Origin of the sequence: Ruegeria sp. (genome assembly GCF_965243365.1) — a bacterium.
Lineage (GTDB): Bacteria > Pseudomonadota > Alphaproteobacteria > Rhodobacterales > Rhodobacteraceae > Ruegeria.
On sequence record NZ_CBDEUW010000002.1, the window covers coordinates 1,927,237 to 1,944,732 of the forward strand.

19 protein-coding genes are annotated in these 17,496 nt (G+C 57.9%); 7 read left to right on the top strand and 12 right to left on the bottom strand.

The genetic code is table 11. The annotated features are described in order from the left end of the window. Positions 1–120 precede the first annotated feature (120 nt). The 7 genes from ACP0GE_RS13240 to ACP0GE_RS13270 all read left to right on the top strand — a co-directional run bounded on the left by ACP0GE_RS13240 (position 121) and on the right by ACP0GE_RS13270 (position 7,014). Positions 121–1,491, top strand: a complete 1,371-nt coding sequence (locus tag ACP0GE_RS13240) for a 1-acyl-sn-glycerol-3-phosphate acyltransferase (RefSeq protein WP_424832401.1) — start codon at positions 121–123, stop codon at positions 1,489–1,491. Between the two features lie 112 nt (positions 1,492–1,603). After that, the gene (ccrA, locus tag ACP0GE_RS13245) at positions 1,604–2,890 is read left to right on the top strand and encodes a crotonyl-CoA carboxylase/reductase (RefSeq protein ID WP_424832402.1); all 1,287 of its coding nucleotides are present in this window, start codon (positions 1,604–1,606) and stop codon (positions 2,888–2,890) included. 205 nt (positions 2,891–3,095) lie between these two features. After that, on the top strand, positions 3,096–3,314 hold the full coding sequence (locus ACP0GE_RS13250) for a hypothetical protein (RefSeq protein ID WP_424832403.1): 219 nt from the start codon (positions 3,096–3,098) through the stop codon (positions 3,312–3,314). Further along, on the top strand, positions 3,253–3,972 hold the full coding sequence (locus ACP0GE_RS13255) for a helix-turn-helix transcriptional regulator (RefSeq protein ID WP_424832404.1): 720 nt from the start codon (positions 3,253–3,255) through the stop codon (positions 3,970–3,972). Before ACP0GE_RS13250 ends, ACP0GE_RS13255 begins: the two co-directional genes overlap by 62 nt. Positions 3,973–4,056: 84 nt before the next feature. Then, complete coding sequence (locus tag ACP0GE_RS13260) at positions 4,057–4,695, top strand: acyl-homoserine-lactone synthase (RefSeq protein ID WP_424832405.1); 639 nt, start codon at positions 4,057–4,059, stop codon at positions 4,693–4,695. Positions 4,696–4,756: 61 nt separating this feature from the next. Further along, positions 4,757–6,289 carry an ATP-dependent DNA helicase gene (locus ACP0GE_RS13265; RefSeq protein ID WP_424832406.1) on the top strand — a complete coding sequence of 511 codons (1,533 nt, stop codon included), beginning with the start codon at positions 4,757–4,759 and terminating at the stop codon, positions 6,287–6,289. After that, positions 6,286–7,014, top strand: a complete 729-nt coding sequence (locus ACP0GE_RS13270; RefSeq protein ID WP_424832407.1) for an SDR family oxidoreductase — start codon at positions 6,286–6,288, stop codon at positions 7,012–7,014. Before ACP0GE_RS13265 ends, ACP0GE_RS13270 begins: the two co-directional genes overlap by 4 nt. A 3-nt stretch (positions 7,015–7,017) precedes the next feature. On the opposite strand, the gene ACP0GE_RS13275 is transcribed toward ACP0GE_RS13270, so the two are convergent. The 12 genes from ACP0GE_RS13275 to ACP0GE_RS13330 form a co-directional block, all read right to left on the bottom strand. Continuing rightward, entirely contained in the window at positions 7,018–7,782 is a 765-nt protein-coding gene (locus tag ACP0GE_RS13275; RefSeq protein WP_424832408.1) for a TIGR02186 family protein, read from the bottom strand. A 2-nt stretch (positions 7,783–7,784) separates the two neighbouring features. Then, on the bottom strand, positions 7,785–8,705 hold the full coding sequence (locus tag ACP0GE_RS13280; protein WP_424832409.1) for a sulfite exporter TauE/SafE family protein: 921 nt from the start codon (positions 8,703–8,705) through the stop codon (positions 7,785–7,787). Positions 8,706–8,961: 256 nt separating this feature from the next. Further along, positions 8,962–9,972: an ABC transporter permease gene (locus tag ACP0GE_RS13285; RefSeq protein ID WP_424832410.1), complete on the bottom strand. Its 1,011-nt coding sequence runs from the start codon at positions 9,970–9,972 to the stop codon at positions 8,962–8,964. Then, positions 9,972–11,066 (bottom strand): ABC transporter permease, encoded by a 1,095-nt coding sequence (locus ACP0GE_RS13290; protein ID WP_424832411.1) that lies wholly within the window; start codon positions 11,064–11,066, stop codon positions 9,972–9,974. Before ACP0GE_RS13290 ends, ACP0GE_RS13285 begins: the two co-directional genes overlap by 1 nt. Before the next feature lies 1 nt (position 11,067). Next, complete coding sequence (locus tag ACP0GE_RS13295; protein WP_424832412.1) at positions 11,068–12,597, bottom strand: ABC transporter ATP-binding protein; 1,530 nt, start codon at positions 12,595–12,597, stop codon at positions 11,068–11,070. Positions 12,598–12,683: 86 nt separating this feature from the next. Further along, positions 12,684–13,682: a BMP family lipoprotein gene (locus tag ACP0GE_RS13300; protein WP_424832413.1), complete on the bottom strand. Its 999-nt coding sequence runs from the start codon at positions 13,680–13,682 to the stop codon at positions 12,684–12,686. A gap of 153 nt (positions 13,683–13,835) precedes the next feature. After that, the gene (locus ACP0GE_RS13305) at positions 13,836–14,255 is read right to left on the bottom strand and encodes a GNAT family N-acetyltransferase (protein ID WP_424832414.1); all 420 of its coding nucleotides are present in this window, start codon (positions 14,253–14,255) and stop codon (positions 13,836–13,838) included. Next, positions 14,252–14,842 (bottom strand): tRNA (adenosine(37)-N6)-threonylcarbamoyltransferase complex dimerization subunit type 1 TsaB, encoded by a 591-nt coding sequence (gene tsaB / locus ACP0GE_RS13310; RefSeq protein ID WP_424832415.1) that lies wholly within the window; start codon positions 14,840–14,842, stop codon positions 14,252–14,254. Before tsaB ends, ACP0GE_RS13305 begins: the two co-directional genes overlap by 4 nt. After that, positions 14,832–15,395, bottom strand: a complete 564-nt coding sequence (locus ACP0GE_RS13315) for a NifU family protein (RefSeq protein WP_424832416.1) — start codon at positions 15,393–15,395, stop codon at positions 14,832–14,834. The genes tsaB and ACP0GE_RS13315 overlap by 11 nt, the downstream gene beginning before the upstream one ends. A gap of 69 nt (positions 15,396–15,464) precedes the next feature. Further along, positions 15,465–16,058 (bottom strand): 2-hydroxychromene-2-carboxylate isomerase, encoded by a 594-nt coding sequence (locus ACP0GE_RS13320; protein ID WP_424832417.1) that lies wholly within the window; start codon positions 16,056–16,058, stop codon positions 15,465–15,467. Between the two features lie 12 nt (positions 16,059–16,070). Next, complete coding sequence (locus tag ACP0GE_RS13325; protein WP_424832418.1) at positions 16,071–16,526, bottom strand: universal stress protein; 456 nt, start codon at positions 16,524–16,526, stop codon at positions 16,071–16,073. Positions 16,527–16,593: 67 nt separating this feature from the next. Beyond that, entirely contained in the window at positions 16,594–17,457 is an 864-nt protein-coding gene (locus ACP0GE_RS13330; protein ID WP_424832419.1) for a branched-chain amino acid aminotransferase, read from the bottom strand. Positions 17,458–17,496: the final 39 nt, after the last annotated feature.

A 17,496-nucleotide genomic window follows, 5' to 3' on the forward strand; every position in this document is an offset into this window, starting at 1 on the left:
AACAAAATTACTCACAGAGCCTCTAAATCGCAATTTTATGGACATGTCAATTCGCTGCATCGCGGCATGCCCGTTTTTCTTCAGATTGTGAGAGGGGGCATTTGATGGCACTGTGCGGCCATGATGCAAACCGTGGAACTTCCGCTTTGGCTTTTCGTGTTGATCGTGGTTTTCGCCGCGATCACATTTGCGTCGCATTTCCTGTTTCCCTCCGTACGCTGGTTCTTTCGCAGGCGGCTAGAGCGCGCGGTTGCGCGATTGAATCAAAGATTGCAGCGCCCGATCCAGCCTTTTAAGTTGGCCGAGCGGCACGACATGATCCAAAGGCTGATCTACGACCCTCAGGTCAGTAAGGCCGCGCAGCAATATGCGCAGCAGGAAGGTATTCCCGAAGGCGTCGCATCCGAAATGGCGCGCCGGTATGCCCGCGAGATTGTGCCCTCGTTTTCGGCCACGATCTATTTCAGCATCGCCATTCGGCTGGCCCGGCTACTGAGCAACGCGTTCTACAACGTACGGCTCAGCTATCAGGACGAGGATGCGATCAACGGGATTGATCCGCAGGCGACCGTTGTTTTTGTGATGAACCACCGCAGCAACATGGATTATGTCCTGGTCACCTATCTGGCCGCGCGGCGGTCTGCGTTGTCCTATGCCGTGGGAGAATGGGCACGTGTCTGGCCTCTTAGTCGTTTGATCCGGGCCATGGGGGCATATTTTATCCGGCGCAAATCGGGAAGCGATCTTTACCGGCAGGTGTTGGCCAGCTATGTCCGCTATGCGACCGAAGCGGGCGTCACGCAGGCGATGTTTCCGGAAGGAGGCCTGAGCCTGAATGGGCAGTTGGGCCGTCCGAAACTAGGGTTGCTGAAATATATCACAGACGGGGCGGACCCCGAGGGACGTGATGTTGTTTTTGTCCCGGTGGCGCTGAACTATGACCGGGTGTTGGAGGACACCATACTGACCGCCGCGGCCCTTGGGACTGAACGCAGGTTTCGGGCGCGGATCGGTGTGATCACCCGGTGGACGCTCAAGCAGATTTGGCGGCGGATCATTGGCCGATACAAACGGTTTGGCGTTGCCTCGGTTCGATATGCGATGCCGATCTCGCTGCAGCAGTTTCGGAAAACCCACGAACGTGATCTGACATCTGATCTGGCGCGTGAACTGATGCGGCGCATTGCGGGGGCAATTCCAGTTGTCCCTTTGCCGGCAGCGTGCCGGCTGGTCCAGGAAAATGGGGAGGTTTCTGAGGATCAGCTGCCGGAACTGATGAAGTTGCATATGCCTGATGATGACGGGCAATCGGTGCGAGCGGCTGTCGATCAGCTTGTCGACCGGCGTATCCTAGTGCGCGACAAGGGCGTTTTGCGGCCTTCGGGGCAGCGATCAGATTTGCTTGCTTATTATGCAGCCTCTTCTGCCCTTCCAGGAAAACCGTCGAATGCTGCGACTGCGAAGGATATTTCTGCGACTGCTGGGTCATAAAATTACAAAAATGGATCAAAAGCGGTTGCATTATTTCTTTGTGGCCAATATCTCATGCTGAGAAACCCGCGATTCTGCATCGCGGCAACACAGTTGCATAAGGGAGGCCAACATGGCTCTGGACACCGATAGCGGTATCGCGTCGTACGAGGCACCGGAAAAAGACCTCTATGAGATGGGTGAAATCCCTCCGATGGGATATGTACCAAAACAGATGTACGCCTGGGCCATCCGTAAGGAGCGCCATGGCGAACCGGACACTGCCATGCAGCTGGAAGTCGTCGATGTACCCAAACTGGACAGTCACGAGGTGCTGGTTCTCGTGATGGCGGCGGGCGTGAACTATAACGGTGTTTGGGCGTCGCTTGGCAAGCCGATCAGCCCGTTTGATGGTCACGGCCAGCCGTTTCACATTGCCGGCTCTGATGCCTCGGGCATCGTCTGGGCCGTGGGTGACAAGGTAAAGCGTTGGAAAGTGGGCGACGAGGTCGTCATCCACTGTAATCAGGATGATGGAGACGACGAATACTGCAACGGCGGCGATCCGATGTATTCGCCCAGCCAACGGATCTGGGGTTACGAAACGCCCGACGGATCCTTCGCGCAGTTCACCAACGTGCAGGCGCAGCAATTGATGCCGCGCCCCAAGCACCTGACCTGGGAGGAAAGCGCTTGTTACACGCTGACTCTCGCCACGGCTTACCGGATGCTGTTCGGTCACGAGCCGCATGATCTCAAACCCGGCCAGAACGTTCTGGTCTGGGGTGCCTCGGGCGGTTTGGGTTCTTATGCGATCCAGTTGATCAACACTGCGGGTGCCAATGCGATTGGTGTCATTTCGGATGAAAGCAAGCGTGACTTTGTGATGGATCTGGGCGCGAAGGGCGTCATCAACCGCAAGGATTTCAACTGCTGGGGTCAACTGCCCACGGTGAACACCCCGGAATATGCCGAGTGGTTCAAAGAGGCCCGCAAGTTTGGCAAAGCGATCTGGGATATCACCGGCAAGGGCGTGAACGTCGATATGGTGTTCGAACACCCCGGTGAGAGCACTTTCCCGGTTTCAACCTTTGTCGTGAAGAAAGGCGGCATGGTTGTGATCTGTGCAGGCACCACCGGTTATAATCTGACGTTCGACGTACGTTACATGTGGATGCATCAGAAACGCCTTCAGGGCTCGCATTTTGCGCATTTGAAGCAAGCTGCCGCAGCGAACCAGTTGATGGTCGAACGGCGGTTGGACCCGTGCATGTCCGAGGTTTTCACCTGGGCCGATCTGCCCGAGGCGCATATGAAGATGATGCGCAATGAACATAAGCCGGGCAACATGTCGGTTTTGGTTCAGGCGCCGCGTACGGGTATGCGGACTCTGGAAGAGGTTCTTGCCGCTCGCGGTTGAGCGCGCAGCACTCAATTGGAACGCTCGCACGGCGCGCTGTCGTTGTGCGAGCGTTTTGCGTATTTTGGCTACTTATTTTGTTTACAACGGCTTAGATCGCCAGCCCCCGCTATTTCTGGGGAGTAGAAAGCAGTGAATATGCCAAAATAACCTGCTCATGTTATGGTTGTGTTAACCCTTCGTTAACTAATTCGGGGACACCCTGATGGCGCAAAATGAGTGGATATTGGATGTGTTGTCGGACCTCAACGCCTTTGCGGTGGCGAACGGGTTGACCGCGCTTGCCGAGCAGCTTGACGATACCAGGCTGATCGCCGCGGCCGAGATCGCGTCCATGCAGGATGAGGCACGGGCGCCCGCGAATGGGAACAAAGTACGACTTGAGCCAAATCCCCAAGGATTTGGAAAACACCAACACGCTTGAAGAGCTGACGGGTGTTGCCGTTCAACTCCGGGACATTCTGAACCTCAGTCACATCACCTATCACTGGGTGGATGGTGCAGGCGATCAATACGGCTTTACGACCTATTCTGACGCTTGGGACGAACGTTATCGCGACCGAAATTATCACCGGATCGACCCAGTCATCATTGGCTGTTTCCAGCGTTTTCATCCGGTCGACTGGAAACAGCTGGACTGGTCTGGCAAAGCGGTCCGGGCTTTCCTGCTCGATGCCCATGATCATGGCGTCGGCAATCAAGGCTACTCGATCCCTTTGCGTGGCCCCAGCGGCCAGTTTGCATTGTTCACCGTGAACCACAATTGCGACGATCAAACCTGGCGGAGTTTCATTCAGGACTACGGCAATGATCTGATCCTGATCGCGCATTTCCTGAACCGAAAGGCACTGGAGTTCGAAAAGAACCGCCAGCCAGAAAACCGGCGTGGGCTGTCCCCGCGCGAGATTGATGCCATGACGCTTCTCGCCCTTGGCTATAGCCGCGCGCAAGTCGCCCACTCCCTCTCGATCTCGGAGCATACGTTGAGGGCTTATATCGAAAGCGCCCGCTCGAAATTGGGTGCGCAGAACACAACCCACGCTATCGCAACAGCACTCAGCCGAGGGTTAATCGTCGTTTAAGCAACGTACGGTGGTCTCACTGTAAATTAACCATGCCTTTGTACCCCCTTTGTTCCAGCAATTGGACGATAAGGGGATCAAGTCATGCTGCGGTATCTTTATGCCGATGAATTATACAAGTTTCCGGAATTGGCCGAGGGGATGTTTCGAGACCGCGCCGATCAGTTCAAAACCCGGCTGGGGTGGGATGTCTACGTCAACAAGGATGGGCATGAACGGGACAAATACGATGATCTGAACCCGCTCTATGTGATCTGGGAAGAAGCAGACGGCAGTCACGGAGGCTCAATGCGGGTTCTGCCGACAACAGGCCCGGTTATGGTTAACGAGGTGTTCGGCCATCTGACCGGGGGCAAGCCGATTTGCAGCCCATTGATTTGGGAGGTCACGCGGTTCTGTCTGTCACGCACCGCCAGCCCACATACGGCGGGTGCCATCATGCTCAGCGGCGGAGAGATGATGGAAGGGTTTGGTCTGACCCACATCGCGGGCGTGTTTGATGCTCGGATGATCCGGATCTATCGGCTCATCGGGTCTTCGCCAACTGTGCTCGGCGCGCAAGGTAAAGGGCGCGACCAGATATCGGTGGGCCTGTGGCCGTATTCGGCGGATGATTGCAACCGTGTTGCGGCCCGGGCGGGCATTCCGCGCAAGCTTTCTCAGCTATGGTTTCGCACTGCATTTGGGAGCGGGACAGAGCACCGCTTTGCATTGTCAGCCTAAAGGTGCAGAAATTCGGAATCGGTATCTGGCCCAGGATGGCGCGGCCTTGTAGGGTCGCGCCATGTCTTTGCCTACTGTGACCTTTTCCGAAGACCAGGCCGCCGCATATGACAGCATATCTGAGATGCTGAAATCTGCAGGAGTCGACCTGGATGACGACGCCCTGCTGAAGCTGCCCGGCAACGGGAAGTCCGGGGTGATGGCCGTTATTGGCAAAGCCGGGTCAGGCAAAACGCTTTTGTTGGGCGAACTGTACAAGGCTTTGGCTGATACCGGTGTTCAAGTGGTATCCGGCGATTTCGAAAGCCGGAAGAACAGGGACAAACGCAGCCTTGCCATTCTTGCGCCAACCAACAAGGCGGCCAGTGTCCTGCGCCTGCGCGGCGTGCCAGCGACGACCATTCACCGCATCCTTTATACCCCGGTCTATGACCCGGAATATGAGCGTATCGCCGAGTGGCTGGCGGGAAATGATGAACGACCCGAGATTGAGGGCCTGACGGATGAAGCGTTGGATCGCGCCGCTGCGTTCTATACCAACAACAAGTCCATTCCTGGGGCTTTGGCTGCCGCCGGGCTACGGGGCTCCGACTTCATCACAGGTTGGAAGCGCCGGGAAGAGCCGCTTGATATCGGGTTCATCGACGAAGCTTCGATGCTGGACGACCGGCAGTTCGAGGATCTGAAAGAAATCTTCCCAACCCTCCTGCTGTTCGGTGACCCGGCGCAGCTGGCACCGGTCAACCAGTCCGGCTCGATGGTGTTCGAAGCTCTGCCCGAGCCGCGAAAGCTGACATTGCACCGGGTCCACCGTCAGACCGCCGACAACCCGATCCTGGACCTTGCGCACGCCCTTGCAGACCCTGCAATGGCGTTCGAGGATTTCGAACGTCTGGTCGAGCAGACGGCCCGCAAGGATGATCGCGTGGTCTGGGGGCAGCGGGTCGAGGTTGATCTGATGGCGCGCAGCCCGGTGCTGGTCTGGCGCAATGCCACGCGTATTCGTCTGATACAGGCATTCCGTAATGTGCATGGTGCTCCGGAAACCGAGTTGCTTGAAGGCGAGCCGCTGATTTGTGACGGGATTGAACTACCGCTGAAACATCGAAAGAAACGATTGGACCTTGAGGCGCGCGGGCTGATCAAGGGCGCGCAGGTGATTTATCTCGGGCCGGGGCGCAAGCCCGGGTTTTCCCGACTGCACGTCATGGGGGCCGAGGACCCGCAGGTCAGCGCAGCCTCGATCGTTCAAATCGAAAAACCGGACGAGGAGGAGCCCTTCATCCCCTATGCCGCGCGTATGGGCGCGACGTTTCTACATGGCGCAGCGGTTACGATCCACAAAGCTCAAGGCTCGCAATGGGACACCGTTCAGGTTTTTGCACCTGACATCTATGCCGCCGCCCGCATGGGGCGGACCGAGGCGGGGCAGCCGTTGTGGAAGCGCCTGGCCTATGTGGCAATTACACGTGCGCAGCAACGGCTGATCTGGGTGGTGCGCAACCGTTTGTCCAAGCCAACCCACCCATTGCGCGTTGACGATCTGCGTGCAGTTCCCGCCGCCTCGCTGACCCTGGAGGCAGAAGAGATATGAGGACAATTATCGTAACCGGAGCAAGCTCGGGCATCGGTCGCACAACGGCCGAGTTGTTTTTGGCCAACGGCTGGACTGTTGGGCTATTGGCCCGGTCTGCGGACATTCTGAGCGAGATCGCCGCGCCCCACGCGAACGCAATTCCATTGGTGGCGGATGTAACCGATCCCAGCGCGGTTGATGCGGCCTTTTCAAACTTCAAAAACAAGGTTGGGCGACTGGATGTGTTGTTTAACAATGCCGGGATATTTGCGCCGGGCGGTACAATTGACGAAATCGCCCTGGAAGATTGGGCGCAAACAGTCAACGTAAACCTTAACGGGATGTTCCATTGTGCCCGGGCCGCTTTTGCCGCGATGCGGCGTCAGACACCTCAGGGCGGGCGGATCATCAATAACGGCTCGATTTCCGCGCATGTGCCACGGCCGAACTCGGTTCACTACACAACAACGAAACACGCGATCACCGGTTTGACCCGCAGCCTGTCGTTGGATGGGCGGCCCTTTGGCATCGCCTGCGGACAGATCGATATCGGGAATGCGCGTACCCCGATGGTGCAGGAACTGGTAGATGCCGCCATCGCGGAAGGTCGCACACCGGACCCGACAATGCCTGTTGAGAACGCCGCAGAATCCGTTCTGTACATGGCCGAACTACCGCCCGAAGCGAATGTTCAGTTCATGACAGTGATGGCAACGACGATGCCCTATATCGGACGCGGCTAAGGATCAGTTTTCCCGTAACAGACGGAATGCAGTGGATGCACCCCAACCGGCCGCAATGGCGATGGCCAAAGACATGAGACCATACCAGATCGGCTGCTGGCGGGACATATTGTACAGGAAACGTTCCAGACCAACTTTTCTGACATCGATCGTCGTTTCGAACTGAGAGACGACCTCGCCCCCGCGTGTCAGAAAGATGCGTGTCCTGTAGTCGCCTTCGGTCAGGTCTGCGGGCATCTCGATAGACGTACGAAACAGGGTCTGTTCGTCCACGGCCACGGTATCCTCGCGGATTGAATACAGGCCTTCTTCCTCACGAATCCGAACGACGGCCTCGGCGAATGCCTGGGCGTCCCTGATGTGCATCGCTGCGCCGACAGAGCGAATGGCGCGTTCAATTGAAACCCGATACCGCAGGTCTTCGGTATCGGTCAGGATGTCATCAAACGGGGCACTGGTCGCAACTGCATAAAAGCTTGGGGCAGAATCGACCAACACGCTGTCTGTATTCACCCAGATTCCGAATTTTCTTTCTTTGCGGCGGACGGTCACCGGTTCTGATGGGCCAGCCACCGACACAATGACCTGCAGCGGGGGGCCTTCGGGAATCGGGGCCTCGCGTTTGATGGCGCCGAACACCAGGATTTCGGACCCGTCGAAATTGGCCGTGATCGACACCCGGTCCTGGCTGAGGCCCAGCACAACCTGTTCTTCAGCGGCAAGCGCCGGCAGACAGATCAGACACAATGCGGCAATCCACCGAAACATGATCAGTGCCCCCCCGCATCGCCAAGCGAGAACAGTTCCGCCGGTTGTAGCAACAGGTCCAATGCCAGCTTGCCGCAAACGACTAGAACCAGCGCAGCCAGCAGCACCCTCAGTTGTTCGGCTGGCATGCGGGCACCGATGACGGTGCCGATCTGGGCCCCAACAACACCCCCCACCAGCAAGAGGACCGCCAGCACGACATCCACCGTATAGTTCGTCGTTGCGTGCAGCATCGTGGTGAAACCGGTGACAAAGATGATCTGGAACAGCGATGTTCCGACAACCACTTTGGTCGGCATGCCCAACAGATAGATCATCGCGGGAACCATGATGAAGCCGCCGCCAACACCCATGATCGCAGACAATACGCCAACAAAAAGACCGACGATCAAGGGTGGGATGATCGAGATATACAGGCCAGAGGTGCGAAATCGCATCTTAAACGGTAAGGCGTGAATCCAGCCCCGCTGGCGCCGCTTTGGTGCCCCGGCTCCGCCTTTGCGGGACTTGCGCAGTGCGCGGACGCTTTCGATGAACATCAGACTGCCGATCACGCCAAGGAACACGACATAGCAAAGCTTGACCAGCAGATCGACCTGGCCAAGGCTTTTGAGGTAGTTAAAGACAACGACCCCCAGCGCTGCGCCGGTCAGACCACCGACCAAAAGAACACCGCCCATTTTCAGATCAACCGTTCTGCGCCTGAAATGCGCCAGAACGCCTGAGAATGAAGAGGCGACGATCTGATTTGCCTCGGTCGCCACAGCGACTGCCGGGGGGATGCCGATAAAGAACAGCAGAGGGGTCATCAGAAACCCTCCGCCGACGCCGAACATGCCAGAGAGTATCCCGACCATGCCTCCCAGCCCGAATAGCAAGAAGGCGTTGACTGAGACTTCGGCGATAGGGAGGTAAATCTGCATGTCTACTTCTAAATGGTACCGGCCGCACCGTGCAACGCGACAGAGCGTCTGATGACGCCAACTTCAAGGACCGGAACGCAGGGCGCGCACCGAACGGCGCGCGCTGGGAAACTCATCCGGCCTGAGGGGACACCACATCGGCAAAGGTGATTTCGGACACGTCCGTATCTCCTTAGAACCTCTGCGGCGCGCAAAATCAACTGTCCATGCCGCTTTGCAGCAAAAAGGATCCTTCGATGGCTCTGAACCGGTACAATCAGCGTTCTTTGACGTAGGGTTCGCCTCCTGCGCGTGGCGGAACAGCCTTGCCGACAAACCCGGCCAGAATCACCACGGTCAGGATGTAGGGCAGGGCGTCCATCATCTGCACCGGGATGACCACGCCACCCAGATCGATGTTCTGGAACCGCAGGGCGATCGCTTGCAACAGGCCAAACAGCAGACAGGCCCACATCGCGTGCCATGGCCGCCATTTGGCAAAGATCAGCGCGGCCAATGCGATGAACCCACGACCAGCGGTCATTTCCTTGACGAACCCGGCCTGCAAGGCGGTGGCCAGATAGGCCCCGGCAATGCCGCAAAGTACACCACAGATGGCAACTGCTGCAAAGCGCAGACCGACGACCGACACGCCAGCCGTATCCACCGCCGCCGGGTTTTCGCCGACAGCCCGCAGGCGCAAACCAAAGCGGGTCCGGTACAGTATCCACCATGTCAACGGAACCATAAGGAACGCGATATAGACAAGAATTGAATGCCCGGAAAGAAGTTCGGAATAGACCAAATGTACAACATTGGCATCCGACATCAGATCTGAAACCGACCGCCCGGTTAGCTCTGCATCCTCAGGTCCGATCGCGTAAGGGAATTCGGCAGATTCAAAGCGCCCACCCCCGAACAAAGATGGCGTTCGCCCCCCTTGTTTGAACCAGCTTTGTGCGACCAGAACAGTCATACCCGCAGCAAGAAAGTTGATCGCCACACCCGAGATCAACTGGTTTCCCCGGAACGTGATGGAAGCCAGCCCATGCAACCCCGACAGGATCAGCGAGGCAGCGATACCAGCCGACAGGCCGAGCCAGACCGATCCGGTTACAGCGGCGACGGCGGCGGAAAAGAAGGCAGCCATCAGCATCTTGCCCTCAAGCCCGATGTCGAAAATACCTGCCCGTTCCGAATACAGCCCGGCCAGACAGGCCAACAAAAGGGGCGTAGCCAGTCGGATAGTTGAGTCGAGGATTTGGATGAGCGTTACAAAAAACTCCATCACTCGGCCCCCTTACGCATGCCCAGGAACAGTTTTTCAAGCGGCATGCGCACCATGTTGTCCAGCGCCCCCGTAAACAGGATGACCAGCGCCTGAATGACCACGATCAATTCGCGCGGGATCGACGTCCACAGCGCCAGTTCTGCGCCGCCTTGATACAGGAACCCGAACAGCAACGCCGCCAGGAATACGCCGAACGGGTGTGACCGGCCCATGAGGGCCACAGCGATGCCGATGAAGCCCGCGCCTTCGGTCGAGTTGAGAACCAGCCGTTCAGCTTCGCCCATCACGTTGTTGATTGCCATCAGACCAGCCAGCGCGCCGGAAATCAGCATGGCGATGATGGTGATCCGAACCGGCGAGATGCCAGCATAAACGGCTCCGGTTTCCGAATGGCCATAGGCGCGAATTTCGTATCCCAGGCGGGTGCGCCAGATCAGCGCCCACACGACCACACAGGCAAGCACGGCCACAAAGAACGAGATATTTGCAGGCGCGCCACGGAATACGACGTTTTCGGCGGTCGAGAACATCGACTGGAACGTCGGCAAATGCACGGCTTCGGGGAAACGCGCGGTCGCCGGGTCTTGCGACCCCTGCGGGCGCATCACATTGACCAGCATGTAGTTCAGGAAGGCGGCAGCAATGAAGTTGAACATGATCGTGGTGATCACGATATGGCTGCCACGTTTTGCCTGCAGATAAGCTGGGATCGCAGCCCATGCCGCGCCGAACAAAGCTGCGCCCAAACCGGCAGCCACCAACGCAATGCTCCAATGCGGCCAGTCAATGTAAAGGCACACCATCGCAACGCCAAGCCCGCCCAGCATCGCCTGCCCCTCGCCCCCGATGTTGAACAGCCGGGCGTGGAAGGCCACGGCAACCGCCAGCCCGGTGAACATGAAGTTGGTGGCGTAATACAGCGTGTAGCCCCAGCCATAGGTCGATCCCAGTGCGCCGGTGACCATCAGGTTCACCGCTTCGGCCGGGTTCTCTCCAATGGCCAGAATGACCAACGCAGAAAGGATTGTGGCCAATAACAAGCTGATGACAGGGATCAGAACGACATCGGCCCATTTGGGCATCTTTTCCATCTTACGCGGCCTCTCCTGCAACACCGGCCATCAGCAGGCCCAGTTCTTTTTCGTCTGTTTCATTTGGCAGGCGTTCGCCCATGATGTGCCCGTCAAACATTACCGCGATCCGGTCGGAGAGTGAGAAGATTTCTTCCAATTCAACCGAGACCAACAGAATCGCTTTGCCTTGGTCGCGCAAGGCAACAATCTGCTTGTGAATAAATTCGATTGCGCCAATGTCGACGCCACGGGTCGGCTGACCGACCAGCAATAGATCCGGGTTGCGCTCAATCTCGCGCGCGACAACGATTTTCTGCTGGTTGCCGCCTGAAAAGCTTTTGGCCGTCAGCCATCCATTGGGCGGGCGCACGTCGAACTTTTCCATCTTGGCATCGGTATCAGCACGCAGGGCCGCGTTGTCCATGAAGATGCCGCGTTGATAGGCAGGATCACGGTGATAGCCAAAGGCCACGTTCTCCCACGCATGGAAATCCATGATCAGACCTTCGCGTTGGCGGTCTTCGGGGACGTGGGCAATATGTTGCGCGCGCCGTGCCTGACCGTCTGACCCCGTACCGCTCAGCGCCAACGGTGCACCGTTCAACCTGATTGATCCCTGGCCAGGGCGCATTCCACCCAGAACTTCCAAAAGCTCCGACTGGCCATTACCGGCCACGCCCGCGATGCCGACAATCTCTCCGGCACGGACCGTCAGATCAATGCCCTTGACCCGCTCGACACCGGCTTGATCGAAGACCCGCAGATTTTCGACTTCAAGAATGGGTTTGCCGGGTTGGGCCGGAACCTTGTCGACCTGCAACAGAACCTTGCGGCCCACCATCAGTTCGGCCAGCTCTTCCGGGCTGGTCTCGGCGGTTTTGACTGTTGCCGTCATCTGCCCGCGCCGCATGACCGACACGGTGTCGGTGTTCTCCATGATCTCGCGCAGTTTGTGGGTGATCACAATGATCGTTTTCCCCTCGGCCCGCAGACGGTCGAGGATACGGAACAACTGATCTGCCTCGGCAGGTGTCAGCACACCGGTGGGCTCGTCCAGAATCAGAATTTCAGCCTTGCGATACAGGGCCTTCAGAATCTCGACACGCTGCTGCATGCCCACACCGATCTCATCAATGCGCTTGTCTGGGTCTACGAACAGCTCGTATTCTTCTTCCAGCTCTTTCAGTTCCTTACGGGCTTTGGACAAAGACGGGGCTAACAGCCCGCCGTCTTCCGCGCCCAGTACGATGTTTTCCAGAACAGTGAAATTCTCGACCAGTTTGAAATGTTGGAAGACCATCCCGATGCCCGAGGCGATGGCCGCCTGGCTGTCAGGGATCTCGGTCTTTGTACCGTTGATCCAGATCTCGCCTTTGTCGGCTTTGTAAAAGCCGTAAAGGATGCTCATCAGCGTGGACTTGCCCGCACCGTTTTCACCGATGATCCCATGGATCGTTCCGGGGGCGACGCTGATGGAAATGTCTTTGTTGGCCTGAACCGGCCCAAAGGCTTTGGAAATCCCTTTGAGCTCAATGGCGGGGACGGTCATGTCGTGTCCTCAATTGCCGAAAGGGCCGCGTGAAAGATGCGGCAGAACGAAGACGAGGCGGAGGAAACCCCCGCCTCGCTTGTGTCTTAGAATTGCAATGCCGGGCAGCTGTCATTCTCGTAATAGCTGACAACGGCCACGTTCCCGGCGATGATGTCGTCGCGCGCCTTGTCGACTGCGGCTTTCATATCGTCGGAAACCAGCGATGCGTTGTTTTCGTCCATCGCAACGCCAACGCCTTCTTCGGCCAGACCCATGGCAAAGACCCCGGTTTCAAGGTTTTCGCCCGCGCTCATCGCGTCATAGACGGCAACGTCCACACGTTTCAGCATCGAGGTCAGAACCTTGCCCGGATGCAGGTGATTCTGATTGCTGTCCACGCCGATCGACAGGATGCCTTCGTCGGCTGCGGTTTGCAAAACACCAACGCCGGTGCCACCAGCGGCGGCATAGATGACATCAGCACCCTGGCTGATCTGCGCCTTGGTCAGTTCCGAGCCTTTCACAGGGTCGTTCCACGCTGCCGGCGTTGTGCCGGTCATGTTGGCGACCACTTCGATATCCGGGTTCACAGCCTTCGCGCCCTGCGCGTAGCCACAGCCAAAGTGACGGATCAGCGGGATATCCATGCCGCCAATAAAGCCGACAGTTCCCGACTCGGACGCCATCGCAGCCATCATGCCGACCAGGTACGAGCCCTCATGCTCGGCAAAACCGATCTGGCGAATGTTCGGGGCGTCCAGCCAAGTCACGTCAACCGCGACGAATTTGGTGTCCGGGTAATCGCCAGCTACGGCGGACAGTGGATCGGCCATGGCAAAGCCCATGGTGACGATCGGGTTCGCGCCCGCTTCGGCAAAGCGGCGCAGGGCCTGCTCGCGCTGGGCTTCGGATTGCAGTTCGATTTCGCGATACGTGCCGCCGGTTTCCTCGGCCCAACGCGTGGCACCATTATGTGCGGCTTCGTTAAACGATTTGTCGAACTTGCCACCCAGATCAAAGATCAAGGCCGGCTCGGCCATGGCAGCCCCTGCGGTCAGAGCGACAGCAGCAGCGGCACCCATCAAGGATTTCATCAGGGTCATTTCTTACTCCCGTTTTGTTATAGTTGGTCCGGGGTCAAGATAGCCCCGATCACCCACTCAGAGCGAGCATAACTGTTGTGATGGCGGGAATTAAGGCCGTTTGCAACAGGAAGGGTCAACAGAAATTTGACCAAGCGGTCCAGAAAAATGCGCTTAAGGCCGGTCCAGGGCGCATTCCATGACGATTGCATCCACATTTGGACCGTTTTTTCGGCGGTAATAGGCTTTTCGGCGCCCGCATGCCGAATAATGGCAAGCTTGATACAATGCGATTGCGGGGTGATTATCCGCCGCGACGTCAAGAAAGGCGCGTGTTGCGCCTTGGCTCTGTGCCGCCAAATGCCAAGCCGTCATGCATTCTCGCGCCAGTCCCTGACGTTGATGATCGGGGTGAGTCGCAATGGTCAGAAGCTCGGCCTCATCTGCGATAACCTTGATCAGCGCGAAGCATCGCGCATCCCCGATGGCTTGCGTAAAGGGGTTGTTCAACAGATCGCTGAACTCTTCTGCTGTCCACGGGCGCGACCTGGTAAATGCCGCCGCGTGGGTTTGGGCCATCTCTTGTAGGGTCATCCGTCCAGCAATATCGGTGGAACGTCTTTCGACGGAGCGGCGTCGGCTGGTCTGACATATAACGGTGCCGGGGCTTCGATTTGTGTCCCGATCCGCCGGGTCGCGATTTTGGCAATGGACCTGGCTTGAGTCTCGGGGTCTTCGCAATAGTACAGCGCGGCTGGCAGTTGGGGCGTTTCAGTCGAAATCAGTTTGGGTTCTTCCCCCGGCAAACGGACATAGGCCTGTTCACGAGGTGCGCGGATCGCCGGAACCTGCCCTTCGGGGGCAAGGTTGGCTAGCGCGTCAAAGCCATCGACCCCGATGGCGGGCACACCAAGGCCCAGCGCAAGTCCCCGCGCCGCAGAAACCGAGATGCGGATACCGGTAAAATTGCCCGGCCCCGTGCCGACACCAACAGCGTCCAGGTCCTGCCAGGTGCATCCGGCCTCTGCCAAAACCTCTTCCAGCAATGGCATCAGGCGTTCAGCCTGCCCGCGTGTCATCGCCTCGGCCCGTGATACCGTGATCTGGCCGCCACGCAGCAAAGCGGCCGCGCAATGCGCGGCCGATGTGTCAAATGCCAGTACTGTAGGGTCAGACGGCAACCGGACGAACCTCGGTCACTTCAGGTATGTAGTGACGTAGCAAGTTCTCGATGCCCATTTTCAGGGTCAGGGTCGAAGAGGGGCAACCCGCGCAGGCCCCTTGCATGTGCAGGTACACGACACCGCGGTCGAAGCCGTGGAACGTGATATCGCCACCATCCTGCGCCACTGCCGGACGTACGCGGCTGTCCAGCAGGTCTTTGATCTGATTGACGATTTCCGCGTCTTCACCAGAATGCTCCGCGTGCCCCGAGGCCGCAGCAGCACCGGCACCCATGACGGGCTGGCCGGACTGATAATGCTCCATCACCGCGCCCAGAATGGCGGGCTTGATGTGATCCCACTGCACGTCATCCGATTTGGTTACTGTGACGAAGTCATTGCCGAAGAATACGCCGGTTACCCCGTTTACACCAAAGATACGCTGGGCGAGCGGTGATTTTTCCGCCGCTTCTGCCGATGGGAAGTCAGCGGTTCCTGCGTCCAGAACCGTCTGACCGGGCAGGAATTTCAAAGTGGCCGGGTTGGGTGTGGATTCGGTCTGGATGAACATGGCGCGGCTCCGTTTAGGTTGCCTCTGATATGCGCGTCAGGGCCCGGGAAGTCAAGATTTGGAACCGTTCTAAATTTCAGCGGCCAGAGAAATCGCACTATCAAGCCTGTCGTCGCCCCAGAACAGTTCATCCCCGACCACAAAGCTTGGCGCACCAAAAATGCCCAGCGCCTTGGCCTGGTCAACCTGCGCAAAGAGGGCGGTTTTGATGTCCTTATCCTGTGTTCGGATCAGCAGTTCCGCAGGTGTATCTGCCTCAACAAGACACTCGGTCAACACAGCATCGTCAGAAATATTCCGGCCGGACCCAAACTGGGCCGTAAAAACAGCACGCACGAAATCTGCCCGTTGGTCCGAAGATTCGATGGCAATCGCGGCGCGGGCCGCTTTCAGGCTGTTTTGCGGGAACTCTTCGGGACGGCGCAGAGGCAGATTGCGTTCGGCGCACAGCCTTTCCATATCACGCTTCATGTATCGCCCTTTGGCCGGGTATATGTTGAACGGAGAATTGTTCCACCCCTGTTCCGCAAAGATCGGGCCCAGCAGGAAAGGTTGCCACGACACGCTTACACCATGTGCTTTGGCATCCCGCTCGATCCGCATCGCGCTGAGATACGAATAGGTCGAGGCAAAATCGAACCAGAACTGGATTTGCTTGCCCACTCGCGCGGTCCTTTACGTGATCGCTTCCAGCTTTTCCTTGCTCAGATCGCCCGGGACAATAGTAATCGGGATCGGCAGGCTGCCCGAGTTCTTGGTCAGCTGTGTCACCAGCGGTCCGGGCCCTTTCTTGTCAGTGCCGGCGCCCAACACCAGAACACCGATTTCGGGGTCGGACTGAACGTGCTCGATGATCTGAGGCACCGGGTCGCCCTCGCGAATGGCCAGCTCAGGCTCGATATTCTGTTTGTCGCGCATCCATTTGGCGAAAACCTCGAAATGGGCATGAATACGTTCGCGCGATTCTTCACGCATGACTTCGGCCACGCCAATCCAATGGTTGAACTCATCCGGTGGGATGACCGAAAGGATGGTAACGCCGCCGCCGGTATGGGCCGCACGCATCGCGGCAAAGCGCATTGCGTTCAGGCATTCTCGGCTATCGTCCAGAACGACAAGGAATTTGCGCATGACTATCCTCATTATTTTCGGGGATCATGCCCGACGGTTTGTGCGCTGGCAACTGGAACAGAGACTGCTAGCGGGTACTTGCAGCCCAATCCCAGTACATTTCCCGAACACGGCGGGCAATGGGTCCGACCTGATATTGTGTATCGTCCAGCGCTGTGACGGGGGTGACCTTGCTCATGTTGCCGGACATGAACACTTCGTCGGCGTCGTGGAAATCATCGAAACTCAGAACCGCTTCGTGCACGGTCACGCCATCGGCGCGCAGATTCTCTATGTGCCGGGCGCGGGTGATACCGGCGAGGAAGGTGCCGTTGGGAATAGGCGTAAACACCTCGCCGTCGCGCACCATGAAGATATTGGTGGTGGCGGTTTCTGCAACATGTCCCATCGCATCCGCAACCAGAGCGTTCGAAAACCCTTTGGAGCGCGCCTCTTGCAGCATTCTGGCGTTGTTTGGATAAAGGCAACCGGCCTTGGCGTTTACTACCGAAGATTCCAGAAGTGGGCGGCGGAATCGTGTTGTGGTCAATGTGGCATTGGCTGTCTCAGGCGCCATCGGAATCTCTTCCAGACAGATCGCAAACCCGGTGCTGTTTTCCTGCGGGATAATCGCCGTAACGTCCCCGTCTATGCCCCAATACATCGGCCGAATGTAGACCGCCGTATCGGGGGCGTAGGCCTGCAAGCCGTCCCGGACGATTTCGACCATTTCGTCCGGTGACACGGTTGGCGTCAGCATCATCGCTTTGGCCGAGTTGTTGATCCGCGCGCAATGGGCGTCCAGATCCGGCGTCACCCCGTCAAAAAACCGCGCGCCGTCGAAAACCGATGAACCCAGCCACGATCCATGATCGGCAGCCCGCATGATCGGAGCATCCCCGTCGTGCCACTGCCCTTCGAAATAGGTGCGGATATTCTTTCCAACCGCCATGACGCCCTCCCAAGCTTTGAGGCAAACCTAGGAAGGCGT

What these genes read in the sequence shown, in the direction of transcription:
- ACP0GE_RS13240 (WP_424832401.1), top strand. Translation starts at nt 121, where the DNA reads ATGATGCAAACCGTGGAACTTCCGCTTTGGCTTTTCGTGTTGATCGTG.
- ccrA (WP_424832402.1), top strand. Translation starts at nt 1,604, where the DNA reads ATGGCTCTGGACACCGATAGCGGTATCGCGTCGTACGAGGCACCGGAA.
- ACP0GE_RS13250 (WP_424832403.1), top strand. Translation starts at nt 3,096, where the DNA reads ATGGCGCAAAATGAGTGGATATTGGATGTGTTGTCGGACCTCAACGCC.
- ACP0GE_RS13255 (WP_424832404.1), top strand. Translation starts at nt 3,253, where the DNA reads ATGGGAACAAAGTACGACTTGAGCCAAATCCCCAAGGATTTGGAAAAC.
- ACP0GE_RS13260 (WP_424832405.1), top strand. Translation starts at nt 4,057, where the DNA reads ATGCTGCGGTATCTTTATGCCGATGAATTATACAAGTTTCCGGAATTG.
- ACP0GE_RS13265 (WP_424832406.1), top strand. Translation starts at nt 4,757, where the DNA reads ATGTCTTTGCCTACTGTGACCTTTTCCGAAGACCAGGCCGCCGCATAT.
- ACP0GE_RS13270 (WP_424832407.1), top strand. Translation starts at nt 6,286, where the DNA reads ATGAGGACAATTATCGTAACCGGAGCAAGCTCGGGCATCGGTCGCACA.
- ACP0GE_RS13275 (WP_424832408.1), bottom strand. Translation starts at nt 7,782, where the DNA reads ATGTTTCGGTGGATTGCCGCATTGTGTCTGATCTGTCTGCCGGCGCTT.
- ACP0GE_RS13280 (WP_424832409.1), bottom strand. Translation starts at nt 8,705, where the DNA reads ATGCAGATTTACCTCCCTATCGCCGAAGTCTCAGTCAACGCCTTCTTG.
- ACP0GE_RS13285 (WP_424832410.1), bottom strand. Translation starts at nt 9,972, where the DNA reads ATGGAGTTTTTTGTAACGCTCATCCAAATCCTCGACTCAACTATCCGA.
- ACP0GE_RS13290 (WP_424832411.1), bottom strand. Translation starts at nt 11,066, where the DNA reads ATGGAAAAGATGCCCAAATGGGCCGATGTCGTTCTGATCCCTGTCATC.
- ACP0GE_RS13295 (WP_424832412.1), bottom strand. Translation starts at nt 12,597, where the DNA reads ATGACCGTCCCCGCCATTGAGCTCAAAGGGATTTCCAAAGCCTTTGGG.
- ACP0GE_RS13300 (WP_424832413.1), bottom strand. Translation starts at nt 13,682, where the DNA reads ATGACCCTGATGAAATCCTTGATGGGTGCCGCTGCTGCTGTCGCTCTG.
- ACP0GE_RS13305 (WP_424832414.1), bottom strand. Translation starts at nt 14,255, where the DNA reads ATGACCCTACAAGAGATGGCCCAAACCCACGCGGCGGCATTTACCAGG.
- ACP0GE_RS13315 (WP_424832416.1), bottom strand. Translation starts at nt 15,395, where the DNA reads ATGTTCATCCAGACCGAATCCACACCCAACCCGGCCACTTTGAAATTC.
- ACP0GE_RS13325 (WP_424832418.1), bottom strand. Translation starts at nt 16,526, where the DNA reads ATGCGCAAATTCCTTGTCGTTCTGGACGATAGCCGAGAATGCCTGAAC.
- ACP0GE_RS13330 (WP_424832419.1), bottom strand. Translation starts at nt 17,457, where the DNA reads ATGGCGGTTGGAAAGAATATCCGCACCTATTTCGAAGGGCAGTGGCAC.